The 24,782-nt window shown below is 67.5% G+C and carries 25 protein-coding genes; 20 read left to right on the top strand and 5 right to left on the bottom strand.

All coding sequences use genetic code 11. The features are described from left to right. The first annotated feature begins 173 nt into the window (after window positions 1–173). Genes VMT65_RS35325 through VMT65_RS35340 form a run of 4 tightly spaced genes read left to right on the top strand, consistent with a single transcriptional unit; the run spans window position 174 to window position 3,725 of the window. Complete coding sequence (locus tag VMT65_RS35325; protein WP_326313199.1) at window positions 174–821, top strand: ABC transporter permease; 648 nt, start codon at window positions 174–176, stop codon at window positions 819–821. Beyond that, complete coding sequence (locus VMT65_RS35330) at window positions 818–1,978, top strand: ABC transporter ATP-binding protein (protein WP_326313037.1); 1,161 nt, start codon at window positions 818–820, stop codon at window positions 1,976–1,978. Before VMT65_RS35325 ends, VMT65_RS35330 begins: the two co-directional genes overlap by 4 nt. Next, entirely contained in the window at window positions 1,975–2,751 is a 777-nt protein-coding gene (locus VMT65_RS35335) for an ABC transporter permease (protein ID WP_326313038.1), read from the top strand. Before VMT65_RS35330 ends, VMT65_RS35335 begins: the two co-directional genes overlap by 4 nt. Beyond that, window positions 2,748–3,725 carry a glycine betaine ABC transporter substrate-binding protein gene (locus VMT65_RS35340; protein WP_326313039.1) on the top strand — a complete coding sequence of 326 codons (978 nt, stop codon included), beginning with the start codon at window positions 2,748–2,750 and terminating at the stop codon, window positions 3,723–3,725. Before VMT65_RS35335 ends, VMT65_RS35340 begins: the two co-directional genes overlap by 4 nt. 8 nt (window positions 3,726–3,733) lie before the next feature. On the opposite strand, the gene asnB is transcribed toward VMT65_RS35340, so the two are convergent. Next, on the bottom strand, window positions 3,734–5,701 hold the full coding sequence (asnB, locus tag VMT65_RS35345) for an asparagine synthase (glutamine-hydrolyzing) (RefSeq protein ID WP_326313040.1): 1,968 nt from the start codon (window positions 5,699–5,701) through the stop codon (window positions 3,734–3,736). 434 nt (window positions 5,702–6,135) lie between these two features. Between asnB and ctaC the strand changes: the two genes are divergently transcribed. Both ctaC and VMT65_RS35355 read left to right on the top strand, forming a co-directional pair. Next, window positions 6,136–7,128 (top strand): aa3-type cytochrome oxidase subunit II, encoded by a 993-nt coding sequence (gene ctaC / locus VMT65_RS35350; RefSeq protein ID WP_326313200.1) that lies wholly within the window; start codon window positions 6,136–6,138, stop codon window positions 7,126–7,128. 12 nt (window positions 7,129–7,140) lie between these two features. Further along, the gene (locus VMT65_RS35355) at window positions 7,141–7,557 is read left to right on the top strand and encodes a cytochrome c oxidase subunit 4 (RefSeq protein ID WP_326313041.1); all 417 of its coding nucleotides are present in this window, start codon (window positions 7,141–7,143) and stop codon (window positions 7,555–7,557) included. Between the two features lie 56 nt (window positions 7,558–7,613). On the opposite strand, the gene VMT65_RS35360 is transcribed toward VMT65_RS35355, so the two are convergent. Together VMT65_RS35360 and VMT65_RS35365 are read right to left on the bottom strand one after the other, a co-directional pair. Then, window positions 7,614–8,432 (bottom strand): SDR family NAD(P)-dependent oxidoreductase, encoded by an 819-nt coding sequence (locus VMT65_RS35360; protein ID WP_326313042.1) that lies wholly within the window; start codon window positions 8,430–8,432, stop codon window positions 7,614–7,616. Between the two features lie 141 nt (window positions 8,433–8,573). Then, entirely contained in the window at window positions 8,574–9,833 is a 1,260-nt protein-coding gene (locus tag VMT65_RS35365) for an FAD-binding oxidoreductase (protein ID WP_326313043.1), read from the bottom strand. Window positions 9,834–10,089: 256 nt separating this feature from the next. On the opposite strand from VMT65_RS35365, the gene VMT65_RS35370 reads away from it, so the two are divergent. From VMT65_RS35370 to VMT65_RS35390, 5 genes are all read left to right on the top strand, one after another. Further along, on the top strand, window positions 10,090–11,220 hold the full coding sequence (locus VMT65_RS35370; RefSeq protein ID WP_326313044.1) for a hypothetical protein: 1,131 nt from the start codon (window positions 10,090–10,092) through the stop codon (window positions 11,218–11,220). Between the two features lie 103 nt (window positions 11,221–11,323). Continuing rightward, on the top strand, window positions 11,324–11,878 hold the full coding sequence (locus VMT65_RS35375) for an NADAR family protein (RefSeq protein WP_326313045.1): 555 nt from the start codon (window positions 11,324–11,326) through the stop codon (window positions 11,876–11,878). Between the two features lie 170 nt (window positions 11,879–12,048). Further along, the gene (locus tag VMT65_RS35380; protein ID WP_326313046.1) at window positions 12,049–12,537 is read left to right on the top strand and encodes a DUF2231 domain-containing protein; all 489 of its coding nucleotides are present in this window, start codon (window positions 12,049–12,051) and stop codon (window positions 12,535–12,537) included. Window positions 12,538–12,568: 31 nt separating this feature from the next. After that, entirely contained in the window at window positions 12,569–13,114 is a 546-nt protein-coding gene (locus VMT65_RS35385; protein ID WP_326313047.1) for an NUDIX hydrolase, read from the top strand. A 185-nt stretch (window positions 13,115–13,299) separates the two neighbouring features. After that, window positions 13,300–13,662: a hypothetical protein gene (locus VMT65_RS35390; RefSeq protein ID WP_326313048.1), complete on the top strand. Its 363-nt coding sequence runs from the start codon at window positions 13,300–13,302 to the stop codon at window positions 13,660–13,662. Between the two features lie 24 nt (window positions 13,663–13,686). Here the strand turns inward: VMT65_RS35390 and VMT65_RS35395 are convergent, their stop codons facing one another. Beyond that, window positions 13,687–14,436, bottom strand: coding sequence for an SDR family oxidoreductase (locus VMT65_RS35395; RefSeq protein WP_326313049.1), 750 nt, complete (start codon window positions 14,434–14,436; stop codon window positions 13,687–13,689). A 74-nt stretch (window positions 14,437–14,510) separates the two neighbouring features. Between VMT65_RS35395 and VMT65_RS35400 the strand changes: the two genes are divergently transcribed. The 5 genes from VMT65_RS35400 (at window position 14,511) to crcB (VMT65_RS35420) (ending at window position 18,875) form a co-directional block, all read left to right on the top strand. Beyond that, window positions 14,511–15,338 carry a helix-turn-helix transcriptional regulator gene (locus VMT65_RS35400; protein WP_326313050.1) on the top strand — a complete coding sequence of 276 codons (828 nt, stop codon included), beginning with the start codon at window positions 14,511–14,513 and terminating at the stop codon, window positions 15,336–15,338. 188 nt (window positions 15,339–15,526) lie between these two features. Then, window positions 15,527–16,699, top strand: a complete 1,173-nt coding sequence (locus tag VMT65_RS35405) for an FAD-dependent oxidoreductase (protein ID WP_326313051.1) — start codon at window positions 15,527–15,529, stop codon at window positions 16,697–16,699. A gap of 142 nt (window positions 16,700–16,841) precedes the next feature. Next, the gene (locus VMT65_RS35410) at window positions 16,842–17,816 is read left to right on the top strand and encodes an alpha/beta hydrolase family protein (protein WP_326313052.1); all 975 of its coding nucleotides are present in this window, start codon (window positions 16,842–16,844) and stop codon (window positions 17,814–17,816) included. 193 nt (window positions 17,817–18,009) lie between these two features. After that, window positions 18,010–18,516, top strand: a complete 507-nt coding sequence (gene crcB, locus VMT65_RS35415) for a fluoride efflux transporter CrcB (RefSeq protein ID WP_326313053.1) — start codon at window positions 18,010–18,012, stop codon at window positions 18,514–18,516. Continuing rightward, window positions 18,513–18,875 (top strand): fluoride efflux transporter CrcB, encoded by a 363-nt coding sequence (gene crcB, locus VMT65_RS35420; protein ID WP_326313054.1) that lies wholly within the window; start codon window positions 18,513–18,515, stop codon window positions 18,873–18,875. Before crcB (VMT65_RS35415) ends, crcB (VMT65_RS35420) begins: the two co-directional genes overlap by 4 nt. Before the next feature lie 4 nt (window positions 18,876–18,879). On the opposite strand, the gene VMT65_RS35425 is transcribed toward crcB (VMT65_RS35420), so the two are convergent. Further along, a complete protein-coding gene (locus VMT65_RS35425) occupies window positions 18,880–19,824 on the bottom strand; it encodes a helix-turn-helix domain-containing protein (RefSeq protein ID WP_326313055.1) in 945 nt (314 codons plus the stop codon). A 194-nt stretch (window positions 19,825–20,018) separates the two neighbouring features. Between VMT65_RS35425 and cysD the strand changes: the two genes are divergently transcribed. From cysD to VMT65_RS35445, 4 genes are read left to right on the top strand one after another with little or no spacing between them, the layout of a single operon-like run. Beyond that, on the top strand, window positions 20,019–20,924 hold the full coding sequence (gene cysD, locus VMT65_RS35430) for a sulfate adenylyltransferase subunit CysD (RefSeq protein ID WP_326313056.1): 906 nt from the start codon (window positions 20,019–20,021) through the stop codon (window positions 20,922–20,924). Beyond that, complete coding sequence (gene cysC, locus VMT65_RS35435) at window positions 20,924–22,789, top strand: adenylyl-sulfate kinase (RefSeq protein WP_326313057.1); 1,866 nt, start codon at window positions 20,924–20,926, stop codon at window positions 22,787–22,789. The genes cysD and cysC overlap by 1 nt, the downstream gene beginning before the upstream one ends. Next, window positions 22,786–23,988 (top strand): hypothetical protein, encoded by a 1,203-nt coding sequence (locus VMT65_RS35440; protein ID WP_326313058.1) that lies wholly within the window; start codon window positions 22,786–22,788, stop codon window positions 23,986–23,988. Before cysC ends, VMT65_RS35440 begins: the two co-directional genes overlap by 4 nt. Continuing rightward, window positions 23,985–24,782 (top strand): SDR family oxidoreductase, encoded by a 798-nt coding sequence (locus VMT65_RS35445; protein WP_326313059.1) that lies wholly within the window; start codon window positions 23,985–23,987, stop codon window positions 24,780–24,782. The genes VMT65_RS35440 and VMT65_RS35445 overlap by 4 nt, the downstream gene beginning before the upstream one ends.

Below are 24,782 nucleotides of genomic sequence, written 5' to 3' on the forward strand. Positions count from 1 at the left end.
GGACAGGCCGCCACTCATCATGACGTTTTTGCAGTGCCACTGCAAGTAATCTGCTAACCACTGGTTACCGTACTGCCGGGGCTGCCTCGGGTCGCGTATTCCGGTCGTTCCGGAGGTGGGGGCGGCGGGTCCGGGATACTCTGCGAGACAGCGGGATCCGGGAGGTGGGGACTGTGGACGCGCTGTGGAAGTTCTTGGTGACGCGGCGGCACCAGTTGCTCGTCGATTCCTATCTTCATGTGTCGGCGGTGGTGCAGTCGCTGTTGATCGCCACGGTGGTGGCGGTGGGCATCGCGGTGGTGGTCTATCGCAGTCCGCTCGGGTCCTCGGCGGCGACGGCGGCGGCCAGCGCGATATTGACGGTGCCGTCGTTCGCGCTGCTGGGTTTGCTGATCCCGGTGCTGGGTCTGGGTGTCGCGCCGACCGTGGCGGCGCTGGTGGTCTACGCGCTGCTGCCGATCCTGCGCAATGCCATCATCGGGCTGTCGTCGGTGGACCCGGCGGTGGTGGATGCGGCGCGCGGGGTCGGCATGAACCGGTGGCGGGTGCTGGCGGTGATCGAGCTGCCGCTGGCGTGGCCCGCGATTCTGACCGGGATGCGGGTGAGCACCCAGTTGATCATGGGCATTCTGGCGCTCGCCGCCTATGCGAAGGGGCCGGGGCTGGGCAATGTCATTCTGTCCGGGCTGTCGCGGCTCGGGAGCCCGAATGCCGTGCCGCAGGCGCTGACCGGGACCGTATTGGTCATCGTGCTCGCCCTGCTGTTGGACGGGGTGTTTCTGCTCATTGGACGTTTCACCACCTCGAAGGGGCTGCGATGACCGCCGACGCGACGGTGTCCGGAGTCGAGATCGTGCTCGATGAGGTATCCAAATACTATGCGGGACAGCCTGATCCGGCTGTCGAAGCGGTCTCCATGACCATTCCGGCCGGGGAGATCGTGGTGCTGGTCGGCCCGTCGGGCTGTGGCAAGACCACCACGCTGCGCATGATCAACCGCCTGATCGAACCCAGCGCGGGCACGATTTCCATCGGCGGCCGCGATGCCGCCGCCATGAATCCGGACGAATTGCGGCGCGGCATCGGCTATTCCATCCAGCAGGCCGGGCTGTTCCCGCACCTGTCGGTGGCCAAGAACATCGCCACGGTGCCGGGATTGCTCGGCTGGGACCGCAAACGCATCGCCGCGCGCGTCGACGAGATGCTCGAGTTGGTGGGCCTGGATCCGGCCACCTATCGACGCCGGTATCCGCGCCAGCTCTCGGGCGGGCAGCAGCAGCGGGTCGGGGTGGCCCGTGCTTTGGCCGCCGATCCGCCGGTCCTGCTGATGGACGAGCCGTTCGGCGCGGTCGATCCGATCACCCGCGGGCTGCTCCAGGACGAATTGCTGCGTCTACAGGCCGAATTGGGCAAGACGATCGTGTTCGTCACCCACGATTTCACCGAGGCGGTCAAGCTCGGTGATCGAATCGCGGTGCTGGGCAGTCGATCCCGCATCCTCCAGTACGACACCCCGGCCGCGATCCTGGCCAATCCCGCCGATGAGACGGTCGCCGGATTCGTCGGGGGAGACGCCTCGCTCAAACAATTGACCCTGACCCGGGTCGTGGACGTGGAGCTCGGCGACTGCCCGGTCGCCACCGAGGACGAGCCGGTGGCGGTGCTGCGCGAGGCGCTCGACGGTCGCGAATGGCCGTGGGCGCTCGTCCTGGACGACCAGCGGCGGCCGTTGCGGTGGGTGTCGGCCGAACAGCTCACCTCGGCGGGCTCCCTGCGCGATATCGGCCGCCCGGTCGGGCAGGTGTTGTCGCTGCGGTCCACACTGCAGAACGCCCTCGGTGCCCTGCTCGCCGAGCGCAATGCCACCGCCGTAATCACCGGCGCGCGTGGCGAATACGCGGGCCTGATCACCATCGACACCTTGGTCGCGCATCTGTCCGAGCTCCGGGACCAGGGGGCCGGGGGGACGCGCCCATGACCGCGAACACCGTCACCGGACCCGCCGCCACCGCGACCGCCCGCCGCGCCGAGGGGCTACGGCTGCTCGTCCAACCCTTGCTCGTCGCAGCACTGACCGCCGGTGTGCTGATCTGGGCCTTCACCCGCACCCTCACCACGACCCAGCGGGCAAGCATGAACGCGCACAATATCGCGACCGTCACCCGCCAGCACATAGTGATCACCCTCGCGGTGGTGGTGATCGTTCTCGCGGTGGCGGTCCCCCTCGGCACCCTGGTCACCCGGCCCGGATTCCGCCGTCTCGCACCGGTTTTCATCGGCATCGCCAATATCGGCGCATCCGCCCCCGCGATCGGCCTGATCGTCCTGTTCTACCTCGTGACCCGCACCACCGGCTTCTGGATCGGGGTCGCGCCCATCGCCTTCTATTCGCTGCTCCCGGTGCTGCGCAATACGATCCTCGGCTACCAGCAGGTGGACCCGGCGGTGGTGGACGCCGGACGCGGGCAGGGCATGTCGTCGTCAACGGTATTGCGGCGCATAGAGTTTCCGCTGGCGGTCCCGTACATTCTGGCGGGCCTGCGGACCTCGCTGGTGCTGGCGGTCGGCACCGCCACCCTGTCGTTCCTGGTGAGCGCCGGTGGGCTCGGCATTCTCATCGATACCGGATACAAGCTGCGCGACAACGTCACGCTCGTCGTGGGCTCCGTGCTCGCGGTGGCGCTGGCGCTGCTCGTCGACTGGCTCGGCGCGCTCGCCGAGCGTTTCCTCGGGCCCAGGGGGCTGCGGTGAGAACCGGAAAACGGTGGTGCTGCCTGGCCATTGGACTGCTGCTCGCGCTGACCGGCTGCGGGCTCGAGTCCGGCAGCGCCGTGCCGCTGCGGGTCGGCCCGGGCAGCATTCGCCCGGTGGCCGCGCTCCACGGCGTGACGGTCACCGTCGGCTCCAAGGATTTCACCGAGCAGAACATCCTCGGCTACCTCATCGAATTCGCCCTGTCCGCGGCCGGGGCGAATGTGCGCGACCTGACGAATATCCAAGGCTCCAACAGTCTTCGGGACGCGCAGTTGCACGGCCAGATCGACGTGGCTTATGACTACACCGGCACCGGCTGGGTCAACTACCTCGGCAAGGAGAAACCCGTCCCCGACGAGCGCGGCCAGTTCGAGGCCGTCCGCGATGCCGACCGTGCCGCCCACGACATGGTGTGGACCGATATGGCTCCCATGAACAACACCTACGCCATGGTGACCAGCAAACGCACCGCCCAGGAGACCGGCGTCGCCTCCCTGTCCGACTACGCCGCCCTCATCGCCAAGGATCCGGGCGCGGCCGGGACCTGCGTCGGCACCGAATTCAATGTCCGCCCCGACGGATTCCCGGGCATGGCCGCCAAATACGGCATCGACGTCGGCAAGGTCCACAAGCAGATCGTCCAGGACGCCCTCGTCTACCAGGCCACCGCCGACGCCCGCCAATGCCGCTTCGGCTCCGTCGCCGCCACCGACGGCCGCATCCCCGCCCTGGACCTGGTACTGCTGAAGGACGACCTGTCCTTTTTCCCGAAATACAATGCGGCCCTGGTCCTTCGAGCCGACTTCGACCACGCCCACCCGGACATCGCCGCCCTCATGGCCCCCATCTCCGCCCTGCTGACCAACCCGGTCATCACCGAACTCAACCGCAAGGTCGACGTCGACGGCCGCGAACCCGCCGACGTCGCCCGCGACTGGATGGTCCAACAGGGCTTCGTCACCGCCCGCTGACGGACGGTTCAGAGGTTGACCGGGTAGGTCGGCTCCTGGATCTCGGGCTTGATGCGGTTCTCGACGAAGATGCCGTGCCAGATCATGAAGACGATCAGCGTCCACAGGCGGCGGGAGTGGTCCACCGGGCCGGTGCGGTGCGCGTCGAGCATGGCCAGGATGGCCTGCTTGTTGAGCAGGTGGTCGGTGCCGGATTCGGTGATCTGGGCGCGGGCCCAGTCGTAGAGTTCGGGGCCGCGGAGCCAGTGGCGCAGGGGGACCGGGAAGCCGAGCTTGGCGCGGTTGAGGACGTGCGGGGGCACGATGTCGGTGAGCGCCTGGCGCAGGGCGTATTTGGTGGTTTCCTTGGTGATCTTCTGTTCGACCGGGATCTTCTCGGCGACCTTGAAGACCTCGGGGTCCAGGAACGGCACGCGCAGTTCCAGGGAGTTGGCCATGGTCATCTTGTCGGCCTTGACCAGAATGTCGCCGCGCAGCCAGGTGAACAGGTCCAGATGCTGCATGCGCGCCACCGGATCCCAGCCGTAGCCCTGCATGCCGTAGATGGGCGCGGTCACGTCCTGATGCGTCCACTCGGGGCGGAATTCGCGCAGCACCGAACGCAATTGGGCGTCGTTGAAGCTGCGGGCGTTGCCGTAGTAGCGCTCCTCCATGGTGAGCGAGCCGCGGTGCAGCAGGCTCTTGCCGCGGGTGCCCTCGGGAATGCGGTCGGAGATCTTGCCCGCCAGCTTGCGCAGGCCCTTGGGCAGATACTCGAAGGGCTTGAGCGACAGCGGTTCCCGGTAGATGGTGTAGCCGCCGAACAGTTCGTCGGAACCCTCGCCCGAGAGCACGACCTTGACGTGCTTGCGGGCCTCCTTGGCCACGAAGTACAGCGGCACCAGCGCCGGGTCGGCCACGGGTTCGTCCAAGTACCAGACGATTTCGGGGATGGCGGCCGCGTACTCCTCGGGGGAGACCATGCGGATGTAGTGCTTCGCGCCGATTGCCTCCGCGGTCTCGGCGGCCACATCGGCCTCCGAGTAGCCCTGGCGCTCGAACGCCGAGGTGAAGGTCAGCAGGTTCGGATTGTGGCGAATGGCCAGGGCCGCAATGGCGGTGGAGTCGATGCCGCCGGACAGGAACGCGCCGACGGTCACATCCGCGCGCATGTGCTTGGCGACCGAATCCTCGAGCGCCTCGGCAATCTCCCGGTACCGCTTGGCCTCCGAGCCCGCCGCGAACTTCTGCACCCGGAACTGCGGGTTGAAGTAGCGGGTCACGCGCGGGGTCTCGCCCGGCTCGACCCAGGCGTAGCAACCGGATTCGAGGCGGCGGACATCCTTGTGCAGGGTCTCGGCCTCGGGCACGTACTGCAGCACCGTGTAGTGCTCGAGCGCGCGCGGATCCAGCTCGTCGGAAAGCTCCAGCGCCGGAAGCAATCCCAGCAGGCTCTTCTTCTCGCTCGAGAACGCCGTGCCGCCCTTGCCGGTGGCGATGAACAGCGGCTTGATGCCGAACGGGTCGCGGGCCAGGAACAGCTTGTTCAGCTCGGTATCCCAGATGGCGAAGGCGAACATGCCGCGCAACCGGCTCGCGGCCTTCGCACCCCAGTAGTGGAAGGCCGCCACGATGGCCTCGCCGTCACCCTCGGTGCGGAACATGGGCGCATCGCCGAACTCGGCGGCGTGCGCTTCCTTCAATTCGGCGCGCAGTTCGAGGTAGTTGTAGATCTCGCCATTGAAGGTCATGGCGTAGCGCTCGGGGTTCTCCGGCGGACCCCAGCGCAGCGGCTGATGCGAATGCTCGATATCGATGATCGACAGGCGGTTGAAGCCGAAGATCATGTGCTCGTCGTTCCAGGTGCCGCGCTCGTCGGGGCCGCGGTGCCGCTGGCAGTGCAGCGCCTCGTAAACCTGCGATGCCGTGGTTTCGACCGTCCGCCCGTCCGGGGTTGTAGCCGTGCTAGCTGTCAGAAATCCGAGCAGTCCACACACTGCGGCAAGAACCTCTTTCCGGAATCAAGGATTGGGGCGCACCCGCACGGGCGCGCACGAACGCGAAACCTACTGCCCGAGTATGCCGTACCCGGGCAGATCGCGCCGCCAGAGGCCGTATCCAGTGCTTATGGGGTTTCCGGAGTGTCGAACCGGACCCGATCACAACGGGGGCGGTTTCTTGGTCTACGCTGCGTAGTACTTGGGAAACTCTCAGGGTCGGTTGTGCGTTCGCGTGTAGCCTGCCCGAGCCCCCAAACTGTGCTGAAGTTGTGTCGCCCGGCGGAAGGGAGCCCGGGCGACGCGGTGTCGGAATGACGACCAGGAAGGCGTTGAGCGTGGCGCACAAGGCGAGCGAGGCGATAGGGGCACGACCCGCCCAGGGTCGGCGGGGCCGCATCCTTCGGCGGGCCGGGCTGGCGGTGTCCTTGGGGATGACCGCGATGCTCGTTTCCGGCTGCTCGATCGACAACCCGTGGCTTCGGTTCGGCTGGCCCTCGGGCATCACGCCGCAGGCCACCCGCATGCGTGAGCTGTGGACCTGGTCCGTGCTGGCCGCGCTCGCCATGGGTGTGCTGGTGTGGGGCCTGACCTTCTGGACCATCGCGTTCCACCGCAAGAAGCCGAACTCCCCGGAGTTCCCGCGGCAGACCGGTTACAACGTGCCGCTCGAGCTGAGCTACACCGCGATCCCGTTCGTGATCATCGCGGTGCTGTTCTACTTCACCGTGGTCGTGCAGAACTACGTGCACGAGAAGGTCGGCAACCCGGACGTGACCGTCGATGTGACCGCGTTCCAGTGGAACTGGAAGTTCGGTTACCAGAAGGTCGTCATGTCCGACGGTTCCCTCTACGACGGTGTCGACCACGCCCGTCAGGACATGAACCAGCAGATCAAGGACGAGTACAAGGAAGCGACCAAGAACGGGCACCCGCAGCCGGGCCCGAACAACGGTCTGCCCGCCAATGACATCTCGTACCTGAACTACGACAAGATCGAGACCGTCGGCAGCTCCAACGAGATCCCGGTCCTGGTCCTGCCCACCGGCAAGAACATCGAGTTCCAGCTGGCCGCCGCGGACGTCATCCACTCCTTCTGGGTGCCGGAGTTCCTGTTCAAGCGCGACGTCATGCCGAACCCGAAGCAGAACAACTCCGACAACGTCTTCCAGATCACGAAGATCGAGAAGGAAGGCGCGTTCGTCGGCCGTTGCGCCGAGATGTGCGGCACCTTCCACTCGATGATGAACTTCGAGATTCGTGCGGTGTCCCCGGCGGACTTCGACAAGTACCTGAAGGCGCGTCAGGAGGGCAAGACCAATGCCGAGGCCCTGGCCTCCATCGGTCAGTCGCCGGTCGCCACCTCCACCCATCCGTTCAACACCGACCGCAAGGCGCGCGGTAACGAACTCGCCGACGCCAAGTGAGGATGAACTGACATGAAGGTCGAAGCTCGCATCTTCGAACTGATCACGGTCTTCTTCGTGATCGTGGCCGTGGTCTACGGCTACTTCACCGGCCGCTCGCGCACCGGCGTCGAGTGGGCCGGCACCACCGCCATCGTGCTGTCGGCGGGCCTGGCGCTCATCGTGGCCACCTACTTCCGCTTCGTGGCCCGTCGCCTGGACCTGCGTCCCGAGGACTACGAAGAGGCCGAGATCGTGGACGGCGCGGGCGACCTGGGCTTCTTCTCGCCCGGCTCGTTCTGGCCCATCCTGCTCGCGGGCGCGGGCTCCATCGCCGCCCTGGGCCTGGCGTTCTTCCAGTTCTGGCTGATCGCCATCGGCGTCATCTGCATCCTGGTCGCCGCGGGCGGCCTGGTGTTCGAGTACCACCTCGGACCCGAGAAGCACTGAGCTGAAAACGAAGCGCCCCATCCGAATTCGGATGTGGCGCTTCGCTGTTTCAGGGGCTAGATGCCCAGGGCGTGTTTGAGGCGCGTGGTGCGCGGGCCCATGGTGGTCAGGCCGAGCAGGGCGCGGGGGAAACGGGGTTGGAGCTGGGTCGGTCGGGTGCGGATGGCGGATTCGATCCAGCGGGCCGCCTCGGACGGGTCCAGGGACGAGCCCTCGGGGCGGTGGGCGGCGGATTGGGCATCGACCTTGAAGGCCGGGTACTGGACCGTGGTGACGTGAATGCCGCGCGGCGACAGCTCCGCGTCGGCACACTGGCCGAAGGTGGTCCAGGCGGCCTGGGCGGCGGCGTAGGAGGAGAAATTGGGGGCCGCGGCGGTCTCGGGACTCCACGGGCCCACGTTCACCACGTGCCCGGAACCGCCCGCGAGCATGGCGGGCAGCAGACCCAGGGTCAGGCGCAGCGGGCCGAAATAGTAAGCGGCCATGGTGCGCTGGTAGTCGCGGAAGCGGTCCAGGGACTGCAGCACCGGGCGGCGGGTGGGGCGGCCGGTGTTGTTGACCAGCACGTCGACGGCGTCGAACTCGGTGAGCAGCCATTCGACCAGCTGATCCACATCGCCGAGGGCGGAGATGTCGCAGCGGAACCAGTGGGCGCGGCCCCCGGCCTGAATGATGGTGGCGCACTCCTCGACCAGCTGGGAGCCGTTGCGCGCGACCAGGATTACCTCGGCGCCGTGAAAACCCAGTAATCGCGCGGTTTCCCGCCCGATATCGGAGGTGGCGTCGGTGACGACGATGCGTTTGCCCTCGATGGGGATCTCACCGGTCGGTGAGCCGGTGGTGCGGGGGCGGCGGGCAGCACGGAATTCGATCATGGGACAGGCAACCTTCATCTGAGGATTGAGCATGAACCATGCACCGATGCCCCGCCGACAGCACCGATACCGCCGCCCCGTCGCGCCATCTCGAAAAGATTGGGCTGCTAACCGATAGCTGGCGGTGCGGCGGAACACATTCTATTCGGTCGGGTCATAACGCCGGGCGCGTTCGGCCAGACAGATCTCGTCGATTGCGGAAACGATGTCCCGCAACAGTTCCGAGGGCAGCGCGGCCGGGCGCAGGCGGCAGGTGAAGGTAATGAAGCCGTGGTCTTCGCCGTCGAGTTCGCGCAGGTAGCGGGACCGCACACCGTAGGTCATGGCCGAGATGACGGTGAAGCAGCCGGTGCGTTCCCGGTGCCCGGCGAACAGGTCGTGCAGGCCGTGGAAGACCTTCGCGTAGTTCGACAGGGGCGCGAAAACCGAGACGCGGTAGGCCGGTCCGCGCTCCGAGGAGGAAATGACCGTATCGGCCAGATACTCCGCATCGCGCAGTGTCAGCACCTTCGGAGCGAACATGAGCGCGCCCGCGGCCGCATTGCGGACCGGCATACCGGCGCGGCCGCCCGCCGAGGCGGCAATGGCGCCCAGCGACTTTCGGGCGCGCGCGCCGACCTCGCGGCGGGCGCGCAGGGAGAGGTTCGGGGTGGTGGGGTGCAGGCTCGACCACTGGCCGAATCGGACGGTGCCCAGCTGCACGGTGCCGGTACCGACCGGTCGGGCCACCTTCAGGGGTGCGGTGTCCACCCAGCGGCCGACCTGCAGCATGGCGTCACCGGGGGACTGAATCTCCTTGTAGGAGTGCTCGACCCAGGTGTCGAAGTCCAGGAAGCGGTGCGCGTCGGTGGTGAGCCAGGTGCGGTCCTTGTCCACATCGGTCACCTCCAGCGTCAGCGCGGTGATGACCCCGGTGCGTCCGCCCCCGCCCAGGATCTTGTGGAAGCGCTCCGCGTGATGGGTGCGCCCGCAGGTGCCGAAACGTCCGTCCTGATCGACGTATTCGAGTTCGGCCACATTGTCGCTGAACATGCCGAAGCGATGTGACGCCGCCGACAGCCCGCCCACCGCCGCGAATCCGCCCGCCGTGATGTCCCGGTGGTCGCCGACGATCGGGAGCCCGAGCCCGTGCGCGCCCAGGGTCTTGTCGATGTCGTAGAGGCGCGCCCCCGCCTGCACCCGCACCGTTCTGGCATCGGCGTCCACCACCTGCACGCGGTTCATCTTGCGCAGGCTCAGCACGCTGCCCTGATCCGGCAGCCCGAACTCCTCGTCCGGTCGTTCCCCACCCCGGATGATCAGCGGTTTCGTCGAACGTCGCGAATCCCGAACGGTCCGAACCACATCCGCGGTGTCGCGGGGCAGAAATTCGTCGGGGTGGGTGGAGACGGGCGTGCTCATGGCGCTACAGCTAACCATAGTCACGCGCATTGTGCTCGTAGTTGGACAGGCGTCTCAATGCACACCGTGCGGACGCCGTGTGAACAGCGCGTTTTCGGTTGTGGCACACGGGTTCCCTGCGGATTTGCGGGGAGCGTTTGTCGCCGGTCGCGCGTAAAGTCCGCGCCATGGGTTTCTCGGGCGGGGCGTCATGAGTTTCTTGAGCGATATGTTCGGTTCGGGGCGAAATCGGTTCGGCAAGAGGGTGTTGGAACACGTGCTCGGATACGACGCCGTGGAGACGGCGCGGTTCGACGCGCAGGCGTACGAGATCGCGTACACGCTGAAGAACGGGTACGCGGCGAAGCTGAACCTGGACACGCTGTATCGGCGATTCGACGGCAAGATCACCGCCGCGGTGTTCGAGGCGGTCGGCGCGCTGCTGTTGCCGCCGGACGCGCCGCCGGGCTGGGAGCAGGTCGCGCCCAAGCTGCGGCCGGTGCTGCGCAAGGCCGGGTACGGGTCGGTGAAGGTCGAGGGCCTCGACGGGCGGGATCTGGTGCTGTCGCGACCCGCCCTGCCGTATCTGTCGGAACTGGTGGTCATCGATCTGCCCAGTACCGTGCAATTCGTTACCGGGCAGGATCTTTCGCGCTGGGGTGTGGACGCCGACACCGTGTATTCCATCGCCCACGCCAATCTCACCGAGCTGGCCATGAACACCATGGAGGCCTTCGATCCGCCGCAGGGCGTGCGGGTGCTGGAGTTCGCCGACGACGACGGCGAGAGCTATGTCGGCTCGCTGCCGCTGGTCGCGGGCTGGCTGGCCGGGGTGCGGGCCCGAAGTGACACGCGCCCACTGGTGTTCCTACCCGGGCACCTGGGCATGTTCGTCGTGCTCGGCGCGACGCCCCAGGTGCTGGTGCAACTCATGTCCTTGGCCGAGGAGCGGTACCAGGCGGCGCTGCGGCCGCTGTCCACCGTGCCGTACACCGTCGACGACGAGGGGGAGATCGTCCCGCTGCGGGTCGAGCCCGACCATCCCGCGGCCGCCGCCATCCGCCACGCCGAGATCCAGCTGGCGGTCAGCGCCTATCGCGGCCAGACCGAAAAGCTACGCGCCGACCAGGATCGCGAGGGCGGCATCCAGGAGCTGCTGCACCTGCGCGACCCGAACGGCGGCGAGACCACCATGACCTCCTGGCCCGACGGCGTCACCCAACTCCTCCCCAAGGCCGACTACATCTGCTTCGTCACCGCCGACGGCGACGTCTTCCGCGTGGCCTGGGACGTCGTGACCGGACTCGTCCCCCTGGAACTGGCCGACGAATACGACCCACCCCGCTACCGAGTTCACGACCATCCCCCCGCCGAGATCATGACCCGCCTGCGCGCGCTGTCGAGCTGATCACGTCCGCGCCCAGGGGATTCGGTGTGCCGTAGCGGCGCGTCGGCGCGGCGTGGCGGGTTATCCACGCGACCGTGTCACCCGGTTCGGCTAGGGTCGCGGCGTGGACAGGGCGCAGCTGACAGCTGAGATGGCGGACGGGGCCAGACCGGAGTTCCTCTTCTTCTGGGGGCACACTCGCACCCCCGGCCACGAGGTCGGGAAATGGGTGCTCAGCCAGTGGTGGCCCGTCGAATTCACCGTGGACGGCCAAACCTACGGCAGCGCAGAGCATTTCATGATGGCCGAGAAGGCGCGCCTGTTCGGCGACGAGGCCATGCGCACCCGCATCCTCGCCAGCGCAACCCCCGCCGACGCCAAACGCCTCGGCCGCGCGATCTCCGGCTTCGACCAGGACACCTGGGAAGCCCACCGCTTCGACATCGTCCTGCGCGGCAGCATCGCCAAATTCGGCCAACACGACACCCTGCGCGACTTCCTCCTCGCCACGAAGGACAAGGTCCTGGTCGAAGCCGCCCCCCGCGACACCATCTGGGGCATCGGCCTGCCCGCCGAATCCCCCGCCGCCACCGACCCTTCCCAATGGCGCGGCGAAAACCTCCTGGGCTTCGCCCTCATGGACGCCCGCACCGCCCTGGCCCCCGCCCGCCTGAGCTGACCCCCACGAGCATGCAATCGAGCAGCTGAACACCGAGAAGGCACCTGCTGATTTGCATGCTCGTCGCTGCTGCGACGGGTGCGCAGGGGGTTCGGGGTGGAGGCTCAGCGTGTTCACAGCGGGCGTGTGGAGACTTTCGGGGAGTTGTCGTCGTGCGAAGGAAAGTGTCGATGTCCTCGATCAATGGGCTGCCCGCCCACGTTTTGCTGGTTCACCTCATCGTGGTGTTGGTGCCGCTCACCGCGGTGCTGGCGATACTGGCGGCCGTCTGGCCCGCGGCCCGGCGGCGGCTGGTGTGGCTGGTACTCGCCCTCGCCGCGCTCGTCGTCGTCGCTACGCCGGTCACCACCGACGCGGGGGAGTGGCTCGAAAAGCGGATTCCTCGAAGCCCCGCTCTGCACAATCACACTCACCTCGGCGACACCATGATCTATTTCGCCCTCCCGCTGCTGGTCGTCGCGATCCTGCTCGCCGTCCTGCACCGCCGCGAATCCCGCGGCCACACCCCCTCCCGCCTCCTGGCGGGCGCGCTCGCGGTCCTCACCATTGCCGTCGGTACCGCCGCGACCGTGCAGGTCTACCGCATCGGCGAGTCCGGCGCGCAGTCCACCTGGAACGGCGTCGCCGACCAAGCGCCACTCCCGCGCAGCAAAGGCTGATCTTGGTGCGGGGGTGGGGGAGGATCGGGGAATGGAGACGGTGGAGAGTCGTGAGGTCTACTCGAATCGGTGGATCACGGTGCGGGAGGGCGTGGTTCGGCAGGCGGACGGGGAGGAATCCATCTACGCCTACCTCGAGAAGGCGGAGTTCGCCGTGGTGATTCCCTGGGATGGGGAGCGGTTTCACCTGGTCGAGCAGTACCGGTATCCCCTGCGGCGGCGGTCGTGGGAGTTCCCGGGCGGCGCGGTGGCCGGTGGCGAGTTCGATGCGATCGCGGTGGCGCGCCAGGAACTTCGCGAGGAGACCGGGTTGCGGGCGGGGCACCTCGAATTCCTGGGGAAGGTGTCGCCCGCTCCGGCGACCAGCACCCAGTACGGCCATGTCGTGCTGGCCACCGAGCTTACCGAGGGGCCGCACGAGCGGGAGCATTCCGAGCGCGACATGACCTCGGCCTGGTTCGCGCGGGACGAGTTGGAGGACATGATCGCCGACGGCGTGATCGTCGACGCCCAGACCATCGCCGCGTATTCGCTTCTGCTGCTCCGGGAAAGGCGGGTCGGGACCGGTCGGCCCTGACCGGCTGTCCAGTCGGATGGACGGTTCATTGCGTTCGAAACCAGAAGACGCGCCGAAGGTGAGCCGCGATATCCCTTGCGCCGTGATCTCGGCGGCGTTTAATCGGCGTCGCGGTCCACGCATCGAAGGGCCGGGGGAAACGATCATGGATCGTCTTGGTGTACAACGCGATACGAAGAGTGAACATGATCGGAAGACTCGGGCGCGTGGCCATGGCGGCCGCCCTCATCACCGTTCCCCTGGCCACCGGACTGGCGACCGCGCAGGCCGCCCCGACGAGTTCGGCGACCATCCTGGCCACCCACCACGGTGGTGATCGGGGCCAGGACCAAGGGCAAGGCCAGGGGCCGGATCAGGATCAAGGGCAAGGTCAGGATCAGGGCGGCGGCGACCAAGGCCAGGGTTGGCGACGGCCCCGTGATGATGACGGCGACTTCTGGTTCGAGCGCCACTGCCGTCAGATGCACGAATGGTGGCAGCCTCGTTGCGAGCGCGACGGCGGCGATATGTGGCATCGGGGGGAGCCACCGTCGATCGGGAGCTGGTAGGGCATGGGCCGAATCGGCCCATGATCACCACTCGATTCGGCCGTACTCGTCCTGACCCCAGATGTATCCGTAGAAGGTGCCGGACGGTCCGTCGTCGGGCAGCGTGGCGAGGTGCACGCTGGGTTCCGCGCTCTGCTCGGCGGTGCGGAATCCGCTGTTGCCGTTGAGATCCGTCGCGGTGTAGCCGGGGTTGGCGGCGTTCACCTTGATCGGGGTGTCCTTCAGTTCCATCGCGTAGAGGACCGTCACCATGTTCACCGCCGTCTTGGACGAGGTGTAGGGGATCGCCGAAACCACTTGGGACAGGGGGTTGTTCGGGTTGGTGCGTCCGGCCAGCGATCCGACTTCACTGGACACGTTCACGATTCGGGCCGCCTCGGCTCGTCGCAGCAGCGGCAGCAGCGCGTTGGTGACGGCGACCAGTCCGAACACATTGGTCTCGTAGACCCGGCGCAGGGTGGCGAGCGTGCCCGAGGACGGCTTCCCGTCACCCTCGAGGCCCCCGCTGATACCGGCATTGTTGACCAGGACGTCCAGCTTGCCGAAGTCGGCTTCGATGCGGGCGGCGGCCGCGGCGATGGATTCCTCGTCGGTGATATCGATCTGGACGAAGTGGGCGTCCGCGCCCTCGGCCCGCAGCTTGTCGGCCGCGGCCTGTCCGAGTTCGGGGTCTCGCGCGCCGAGCAGGACGGTCATGTCGCGTGCGGCGAGCTGCCGAGCGGTCTCGTAGCCGATGCCTTTGTTGGCGCCTGTGATGAATGCGGTTTTTCTCATGTGAAAAGCATCGGGCCATCACGTCTTTCGCGGGAGGACCGCTTTGTACCACCTTCGCGGACCACACTGGAACCATGGCTGACAGGAGTGAACTCGCGGCCTTTCTGAAGGCCCGGCGCAATCGGCTGACACCCAGCGATGTCGGCCTGCCCGCCGGACTCAACCGCCGCGCACCGGGATTGCGCCGCCAGGAGGTCGCGCAGTTGGCCGGGATATCGGTCGACTACTACATTCGCATGGAACAGGCGCGTGGTTCGAAGCCCTCACGGCAGGTGCTGGCCGCGCTCGCCCGAGCCCTCATGCTCACCGTGGACGAACGCGAGTATCTGTACCGGGTGGCCGGTGAGCAGCCGCCCGCGACCGCTGGACCGAACCGGACTGTGCCCCAGGAGATTCGGACCATTCTCGACAGTCTCGCCGCACCCGCGTACGTGGTGGACGCCACCTACGAGGTGCTGGCCTGGAATCGCGCCGCCGCACCCTTCCTCGGCGATCTCGACACCGTGCCGTCGCACGAGCGGAACATGGTGCGCTGGATGTTCCGCGAGGCCGCCGACCATCCGCAATGGGCCGATGCCGACACCCGCGATTTCGCCCGCGCCGTCATCGCCGATCTACGGGCCGCCTATGCCCGCTATCCGGGCCACCCGGCCCTGTCGGCGCTGGTCACCGAATTGCTGGGCACCTCACCGCGTTTCGCCGACATGTGGGGCGCGCACGAGGTGGAGGTGCGGCGCACCCACCGCAAGCGCATTCGCCATCCCGACTTGGGCCCCTTGGACTTTCACTGCCAAGTGCTGCACATCTCCGACACCGATCAGCGGGTCATCGTCTACTGCGCGACCCCGCACACCCGGACCGCGAGCGTCTTCCAGTCGCTGGCGGCGGCCACCGAGGGCTGAGCGCCGAGTCCGTTTTTCGGCACCGAACGGCACGCGGTCGCGCGCGTCGGGCGGCCTACCGTGAAGTCCGGTCGAGCAACTGGTCAACAATTGTTGGCCAACAAGTGTTGACATAGCGTGGACCGGGTCGTACCGTCTAATTCAACAGACGTTGGCCAACAAATGTTGGCAGAGCTTCAGGAGTCGCCATGAACACCGTCCCCGCCACCGCCTCGGTCGTCATCGTGGGTGCCGGTCCCGCCGGAATGACCGCGGGCATCGCGCTCGCCGACGCCGGTGTGCACGTGGTGCTGCTCGACAAGCTGGCCGAGGGCGCGAACACCTCCCGCGCGGTCGTCGTGCACGCCCGCACCCTCGAGGTATTGGAGGAGTTCGGCGTCACCGAGCAGCTGCACGAGCGCGGCATCGTGGTGCCGAATTTCGTCATGCACGACGGCGATCGGGTACTGGCCCGGGTCTCGTTCGCGGGACTGCCCACCAGGTACCCCTACACCGTCATGATCGGTCAGGAATCCACCGAGGTAATCCTGTTGGCGCGCTTGGAGAAAGCGGGCGCGCAGGTCTTCCGGCATACCGAGGTGCGGTCGGTCGCGCAGGACGCCGACGGGGTCACCGTCGAGTACACCGATGCCGCCGGCAGCGCGAATTCCCTTCGCGCGGACTGGGTCATCGGCGCGGACGGCATGCACAGCAAGGTCCGCGAGGCCGCGGGCATCGGCTTCACCGGGGCCACCTACCCCGAATCCTTCGTTCTCGCCGACGTCCGCATGACCTGGCCGGATCCGCGCGACGAGGTGTCGCTGCACCTCTCGCCCGAGGGTGTCACCGTGGTCGCGCCGCTGCCGGACCCGCGGCCCGACCGCTACCGCATTGTCGCCACCGTCGCCGACGCCCCCGAGCATCAGGACCTGGGCTACGTGCAGGCACTGGTCGACGCGCGGCGGCCCGGCGCGCACACCAAGGTCGAGGAGATCATCTGGAGCTCGCGCTTCCGCGTGCACCACCGGGTCGCCGACCACTACCGGGCCGGGCGCATCCTGCTCGCCGGTGACGCCGCCCATGTCCACAGCCCCGCGGGCGGTCAGGGCATGAACACCGGCATCCAGGACGCCGCCATGCTCGGCAAGCTGCTGGCCGCGGTGGTCGCGGGTGCGCCGGAGTCGACCCTGGACGAGTACGAGAAGACCCGCCGCCCGGTGGCTCTCGGCGTGGTGAAGTTCACCGACCGCGTCACCCGCATGGCCACCCTGCGCCCGCTGCCCGCCCGCCTGATCCGCAACCTCGTGATCAGCACTCTCGCTCGCATCCCGGCCTTCCGCCACAAGCTGGCCTTCCAGCTTTCGGAGCTCGCTAACCGCTGATCCCCACATATCCCTTCCCACAACGGAATTCGGCGACCCGCACCCTCAGGGTGTGGGCCGCCGACGTTTGCGGACTGCTCCGGTTCGGTGGGGCCGTGCGCGGCTGGCTGCGGCGGGGTGGGGGAGCACATACGATCCGGACATGCGTAGTCGCGACGTCAGCTGGATTCTCGGTCCGACCACTATGTACGGGACGCTGGTGAAGCCGGAAGGGCCCGGGCCGTTTCCGGGTGTGGCGTTCGTGGCGGGGAGCGGACCGACCGATCGGGACTGGAATTCACCGCTGCTGCCGGGGACCAATGGCTCCGGCCGCCTGCTCGCCGAAGCCCTGGCCGAGGCCGGGATCGCGTCGATACGGTACGACAAGCGCGCGTCGGGGCCCCATGTGCGCGAGACGATTCCGCTGCTGATCGGCCAGATGAGCATGCGGAGTCACCTCGACGAACTCATCGGCGCGGTGCACGTCCTAGCGGGTGAGGACGACATCCGGGACGATCGAATCGTCGGGCTGGGCAATAGCGAGGGGACGCTGCACGTGCTGAACTACGCGCTCAGCGATTCCCAGCCGCCGTTCGCCGGGTTGATCCTGGCCGCGCCGCCCGGGCGGATGGTGGGTGACGTGGCCCGAGCGCAGCTCGCCGCGCAGGCCGCGGCGCTGCCCAATGGCGACGAGCTGATGGGACTGTTCGACGCGTCGATCGCGCGATTCGAGGCCGGGGAGCCCATCGTTCCCGATCCCGCTCTCCCCGAGGGCGTGCGCAATCTGCTGCTGGCCCTGGAGAATCCGGCCAATCTGCCCTTCGCCCGCGAATTGTGGACCGCCGATGCGGCACAACCGCTGAGCCGGGTACGGGTGCCGGTGCTGGTGGTGATCGGAAAGAAGGACGTGCAGGTGGACTGGCAAGCCGACGGGCAAGCGCTGGAGCGGGCGGCCGGGGCGCACGAGAACGTGTCATTTCTGTTCCCCGAGAACGCCAACCACGTTCTCAAATACGAGCCCCGCCCGCGTGTTGAACTCGAGCAGGCCGGAGGGGTGACCAACTACAACTCGGCAGACACCCATCTCGACTCCGAGACTGTGTCAGCCCTCGTCGCATGGTTGCGTGCACGCCTCTGACCAGCGTGAACATGGCGAGCGCCGGGTGTGATTCGCTTCACCATCGGCCCGGTGGAGCGACCGGCCGGCTACCCTGGACAAGATTGCGGCGGTGGGGCTCGCCGCTCCGGATCGTTCCGGACAACCGTGGCGTCGCCACCAACAGTCCCTACCCCAGGAAGCCGCCGTGTGCGGCATGGAGTAGGAGAAGTCTGTGACCAGTGAGCTGACCACGCCCGGTAGGGAACCCGTCGATCCGGATATCGATGTCCACGATCCCGTGCAGCGCCGTGAGCTGTCGCGCTCACACGGAGCGATCTTGGCGGTGATCTCGGTTGGCGGCGCGATCGGCGCGCTCGCGCGGTACGGGCTCGCGCAACTGTGGCCGACCCCGGCCGGTGGATTCCCGTGGGCCACATTCATCACCAATGTGATCGGCTGCTTCCTCATCGGCATCCTCATGGTCGCGGTGACCGAGATCTGGGTGGCGCATCCGCTGGTCCGGCCGTTCCTCGGCGTCGGCATTCTCGGCGGTTTCACCACGTTCTCGACCTACGCCAACGACACCCGGGCGCTGCTGCGGCCCGACACGATCGTCACGGCCTTCGTGTATTTCGGGGTGACCCTGCTGTGTGCGCTGCTGGCGACGCTGGTCGCGGTGCGGCTGGCCCGCTGGGCGTACGAGGCCACGCGGCGGACCGAGCGGAAGGCCGTGGCATGACCGTGTTGCTCGTCGCTCTGGGTGCAATGGTCGGAGCGCCCCTGCGCTACCTGACCGACCGCGCTGTCCAGACCCGTCACGACAGCGTCTTCCCGTGGGGCACTTTCACGGTCAACCTCGCCGGCTGCCTGGTGCTGGGCGGGATCTCCGGCGCGGCCCTGTCCACTCCCTGGATGATGTTGGTGGGCACCGGTTTCTGTGGAGCGCTCACCACCTACAGCACCTTCAGCTACGAAACCATTCGCCTGGTCGAACAGCGCGTGTATCTGTTCGCCGCGCTCAACGTCGTCACCAGCCTGGTCGCCGGACTGGGCGCGACCCTGCTCGCGTACACGGTCACTCACGCCCTGTTCGGCTGACGGTTCAGGCGCGCAGGGCGCTCGTCACGCGGGTGGCGGCATCGATGGTCGCGGTGGCGAGGGACTCGAGGCGAGCCGCGGAGAGGTTGGTGTCGGGGCAGGCGACGAGGGAGGCGGTGACGGTGCCGTCGGGGGCGAAGAGGGGGGCGGCCAGGGAGACGACGGCGTTGTGGTCGGTGAGTTCGTCGGGGAGGTAGTCGATGGTGATGAGGTCGGCGATCATGGCCGAGAGGCGGTGGCGCAGCGGATCGGTGACGGGGGAGTGGCGCAGGGCGGCGAGGGCCTCGAGCATGGGGGCGGAATCGTCGGCGAGGCGTTCGACGGAGTAGCCGCGGGATTTGATGGCGTCCAGGACGGCCTCGAGGCGGGGGCGGTGCAGCGGGTCGGCGGCCGCGAGCCAGGCGCGGCGATCGGAATCCGGTGCCCAGGCGATGAATTCGCGGCAGACCGGCGGGGCGAAGGGCATGCGGCGGGCGTGGCGGATCCAGGGGACCGAGGGGTTGCCGATGATCTCGGTGATGACGATGGAGTCCAGACCGGTGTAGCCGCCGGTGGAAGGCCCCTGGCGTTCCAATTCGGCGAGGAAGACCGGGACGTCGTGGTCGTCGGCGAGGCGGCGCATGGGGTCGAGGGCCAGGCTGCGCAGCGGGAAGGCGGTGTCGGCGCGGCGGGCGATGGTCACCAAACCCAGTCCGAGACTGTAGTTTCCGTCCGCGTCGCGCACGGTCCAGCCGTCGGCGGTGAGCTGTGTGAGCACCGCGTGGGCCGTGGCCCGCGACATGCCCGTCCCGCGCACGATGCGCGCCAGCGAGAGTCGCTCGCCGGGATGGCGGGACAGCAGTTCGATGGCCTGCACCACCCGGTGCGTCGGCGGCGAGGCGGGGGCCGGAGCATCCTCGGCGGCCGGGCCAGGCTCGGAAGCGACTGGGGCGGTGATGGATTCAGGCAACTCGTTCCCTGCTCGGTCGGTCCCGGCGGCGCGGGAGGGGCGCGCCCGATCGTATCGGGCGGGATGGGTATTGACCGTCGCGCGGTACCGACCTATCGTCGGTGTCACATTATCGAACAATAGCGTCGAATATTCGACACCGCAAGCCTTCGGGTGACGACGGGTCGGCGGCGCGGCGAATGGGTTGAGAAGAGATGCGCGCGGGATATGAGCTGTCGCACCTGAACGCCTTGGAGGCGGAATCGGTGCACATCATTCGGGAGGTGGCGGCGACCTTCGAACGGCCGGTGCTGCTGTTCTCCGGGGGCAAGGACTCGGCGGTCATGCTGGAGCTGGCGCGGCGGGCGTTCTGGCCCGCGCCGCTGCCGTTCCCGTTGCTGCACATCGATACCGGGCGCAATTTCGACGAGGTCATCGACTTCCGGGATCGCACGGTCGCGCGGCTGGGCGCTCAGCTGCTGGTCGGCAGGGTGCAGGACGATATCGACGCGGGCCGGGTCACCGAACGTCCCGGCGAGACCCGCAACCGACTGCAGACGGCCACCCTGCTGCGCACCATCGGCGAGCATCGCTTCGACGCGGTCTTCGGCGGCGCGCGCCGCGATGAGGAGAAGGCGCGGGCCAAGGAGCGGGTGTTCAGCTTCCGCGACGAATATGGCGCGTGGGATCCGCGCGCGCAGCGCCCGGAGGTGTGGAACCTCTACAACGGTCGCCACCGCAAGGGCGAGCACATTCGCGTGTTCCCGCTGTCGAACTGGACCGAGCTCGACATCTGGGAATACATCGGCCAGGCCGAGGTGGAACTGCCTCCGCTGTACTACGCGCACCGCCGCACTGTCGTCGAGCGCGATGGAATGCTGTTGGCGGACAATCGATTCCTGACCTTCGGCCCGGACGAGAAGCGGTTCGAGGCCACGGTGCGCTTCCGCACCCTCGGCGACGCCGACTGCACCGGCTGCGTCGAATCCACCGCCGTCGACGCCGCCGAGGTGATCGCGGAAACCGCCGTCACCCGCCTGACCGAGCGCGGCGCGACCCGCGCCGACGACCGCATCTCCGAATCCGGCATGGAAGACCGCAAGCGAGAGGGCTACTTCTGATGCGCCGCAACCTCTTACGGCTCGCCACCGCGGGCAGCGTCGACGACGGTAAATCGACCCTCATCGGGCGGCTGCTGTTCGACTCCAAGAGCCTGTTCAGCGACCAGCTGGATGCCATCGAGCGCGCGAGCCTTTCGCGCGGCGGCGACGGGCCGGACCTGTCGCTGGTGACCGACGGCCTGCGCGCCGAACGCGAGCAGGGCATCACCATCGATGTCGCCTACCGCTACTTCACCACGCCGCGTAGGAAATTCATCATCGCCGACACCCCGGGGCATGTGCAGTACACCCGGAACATGGTGACCGGTGCGTCCACCGCGGACCTGGCGCTCATTCTGGTCGACGCGCGCAAGGGCGTCTCGGAGCAGACCCGCCGCCACGCCTTCCTGTCCGCGCTGCTGGGCGTGGGCCACCTGGTGCTGTGCGTGAACAAGATGGATCTGGTCGACTGGTCCGAGCGGCGGTTCGAGGAAATCCGTTCGGAATTCGCGGATTTCGCCACCAAGCTCGATGTCGGCGACCTCAGCTTCATTCCGGTCTCGGCCCTGCACGGCGACAATGTGGTCGATCCCTCGGCGCACACCGCCGACTGGTACCCGGGCCCGCCGCTGCTGCGCCACCTCGAGGAGGTGCACGTGGCCTCGGACCGCAACCTCATCGACAACCGGCTGCCGGTGCAGTACGTGATTCGCCCGCACGGCCAGACGCAGCGCAGCTACGCGGGCACGGTCGCGGGCGGCATCTTCAAGCCGGGTGACGAGGTCGTGGTGCTGCCCTCGGGCCGCATCAGCCGCGTCAACCAGATCTGGGCTCCCGGCGGCGGCAAGGTCGACGAGGCGTTCACCGGCATGGCCGTCTCGCTCACCCTCGACGACGAAATCGATATCGGCCGCGGCGATATGCTCGCCCGCCCCGGCAATCAGCCGCACACCGATCGTGAACTCGACGCCATGGTGTGCTGGTTCTCCGACGACACGCAATTGCGGGCCGGGAACACCTACTCCATCCGCACCGCCACCCAGACCTCCAAGGTCGAGGTGAGCGAACTGGACTACCGCCTCGACGTCAACACCCTGCACCGGCAGACCGACGCGGATGCCCTGTCGCTCAACGACATCGGCCGGGTGAGCCTGAAGAGCCGCCAACCGCTGCTGTTCGACCCCTACCGGGAGAACCGTGCCACCGGCAGCTTCATCCTCATCGACGAGACCAGCAACCAGACCGTCGCCGCGGGCATGATCACCGGACGCTCCACCGGCGCACCGCGAGTCGAGCACAAGGCCTCGAATGTGGTGTGGCACAGCTCCGCCGTGGAACGCGGACAGCGGCTCAGCGTCGGCGCGACCGTGTGGCTGACCGGACTGTCGGGCTCCGGAAAGTCCACCATCGCGGTGGAATTGGAGCGACAGCTGATCGCCGCCGGGCAGCCCGCCTATCTCCTCGACGGCGACAATCTCCGGCACGGCCTGAACAAGAACCTGGGCTTCACCGACGAGGACCGGCGCGAGAACATCCGCCGCGTCTCCGAGGTCGCCGCCCTGTTCGCCGACGCGGGCGTGGTCGCCATCGTCTCGCTCATCAGCCCGTTCCGCGCCGAGCGGCGGGAAGCGCGAAAACTGCACGACGGCAAGAATTTGCGCTTCCGCGAGGTCTTCGTCGACACCCCGCTCGAGGAATGCGAACTGCGCGACCCCAAGGGCCTGTACAAGAAGGCCCGCGCCGGGGAGCTGCCCGAATTCACCGGTGTCAGCTCGCCGTACGAGCGGCCGGAGTTCGCCGACCTGACCATCACCCCCGCGGACGGGACGCCGTCCGAGATCGCCCGCCGAATTCGAGAATCACTAGGGATTGCAGACAACCGATGACACAACCAGACATCGAGCAGGCCGAGCTGGCGCTCACCGATCCGTTCATCGCGGCGGTGACCGAGGCCGAAAAGCTCATTGCCACAGCGGATTTCATTCGTGACCCGCACGACCTCGCGGAGGGCTACGACTACCTGCAGGGCAGCATCGCGGCGGTCTTGCAGCTGTCGCGGGCGCACGGCACCTCGCACCCGTACTTCGTGTCCTCCACCGGGCCCTACACCAAGATGGGCCTGGACAACCCGGACACGCTCTACTATCACGCCACCGTCGAACCGAATGCGGAATACCTGCTCACCGGCGTGCGCGGCAGCACCGTCGACCTGAGTTTCCAGGTCCTCAAGGGCGATTACACCGCCACCGATGTCCCCAACGGTGACGACGCGTTCGACGACCGGCGGCTGCAGATCAACGAGGACGGCAGCTACCAGCTGCGCTTCGGCCCGCCCAAGGACAACCCGGAGCCCAACTACTTCGTGCTCGGCGAGGGCGCGTCCATGCTGGCCGTGCGCGAGGTGTACGGCGACTGGAATGCCGAGCGCAAGGGCAGCATTCGCATCGAACGCGTGGACACCATCGGCACGCCGCCGGTCGAGGCCGGGGTGGAGCAGCTGCGCAAGCGCTACCGCGCGGCCGGACGCATGCTGCTGACCCGGGTGCACACCTGGTTCAACTTCCCGAAGTGGTTCTACCTGAACCTGCCGGTCAATACGCTCACCGAACCGCGCCTCACCCCGGGCGGCCTGAGCACCCAGTACTCCTCGGTGGGGCATTTCGAGCTCGAGGACGATCAGGCGCTCATCATCACCGTCCCGAAATCCGATGCGCCGTACCAGGGTTTCCAGCTGGGCAGCCGCTGGTACATCTCCCTCGACTACGTCAATCACCAGACCTCGCTGAATCACCGGCAGGCGCAGGTGGATCCGGACGGCATGATCCGCATGGTGGTGTCCGCCCGAAACCCGGGCATTGCCAACTGGATCGAGACCACCGGCCGCAAGCTGGGCATTCTGCAGTTCCGCTGGCAGCGTGTCGGCCGGGTCATCACGCCCGAGGACGGCCCGACCATCGAACTGGTGCCCTTCGACAAAGTGGCCGAACGGCTGCCCCACTACGAACACAATCGGATCGACGAGGCCGGGTGGCGCGAACGAATCGCGAACCGCCAGCGCGCCTTCGCGGAAAGGATGCTCGGATGAGCAGGCTGAAGACGGGACTGCTGGCCGACAAGGTGGTCGTGGTCAGCGGCATCGGACCCGGCCTCGGCCGCTCCATTGCCCTCGAGGCCGCAGCCGCCGGTGCCAAGGTCGTGCTCGCGGCGCGCACCGAATCCAAGCTGAAGGAGGTCGCCGAGGAGATCGCGGCCGAGGGCGGCGCGGAAACCCTGTGCGTGCCCACCGATATCACCGATCCGGCGACCGTCGAGAACCTGGCCGCCCGGACCCTGGCCACCTTCGGCCGCGTCGACGCCCTGGTGAACAATGCCTTCAAGGTCCCATCCATGAAGCCGTTGGCGCGCACCGACTTCGAGCAGATCCGCGAGTCCGTCGACCTCACCGTGCTCGGCAATCTGCGCGTGACCCAGGCCTTCACCGATGCCCTCGCGGAGACCAAGGGCTCGGTCGTCATGGTCAACTCCATGGTGCTGCGCCACTCCGAACCCCGCTACGGCAGCTACAAGATCGCCAAATCGGCCCTGCTGGCCATGTCCCAGACCCTGGCGACCGAGCTGGGGGAGAAGGGGATTCGCGTCAACAGCGTGCTGCCCGGCTACATCTGGACCGACCAGCTCAAGTGGTACTTCGGTGAGATCGCCAAGAAGTACGGCATCACCGAGGAACAGGTCTACCAGCAGACCGCGTCCAAATCCGACCTGAAGCGGCTGCCGCTGCCCGACGAGATCGCCCAGACCATCGTGTTCCTGTCCTCGCCGTGGGCCAATGCCATCACCGGACAGACCATCGACGTCAACTGCGGCGAATACCACGTCTGA

Origin of the sequence: Nocardia sp. CDC153 (assembly GCF_035818515.1) — a bacterium.
Lineage (GTDB): Bacteria > Actinomycetota > Actinomycetes > Mycobacteriales > Mycobacteriaceae > Nocardia.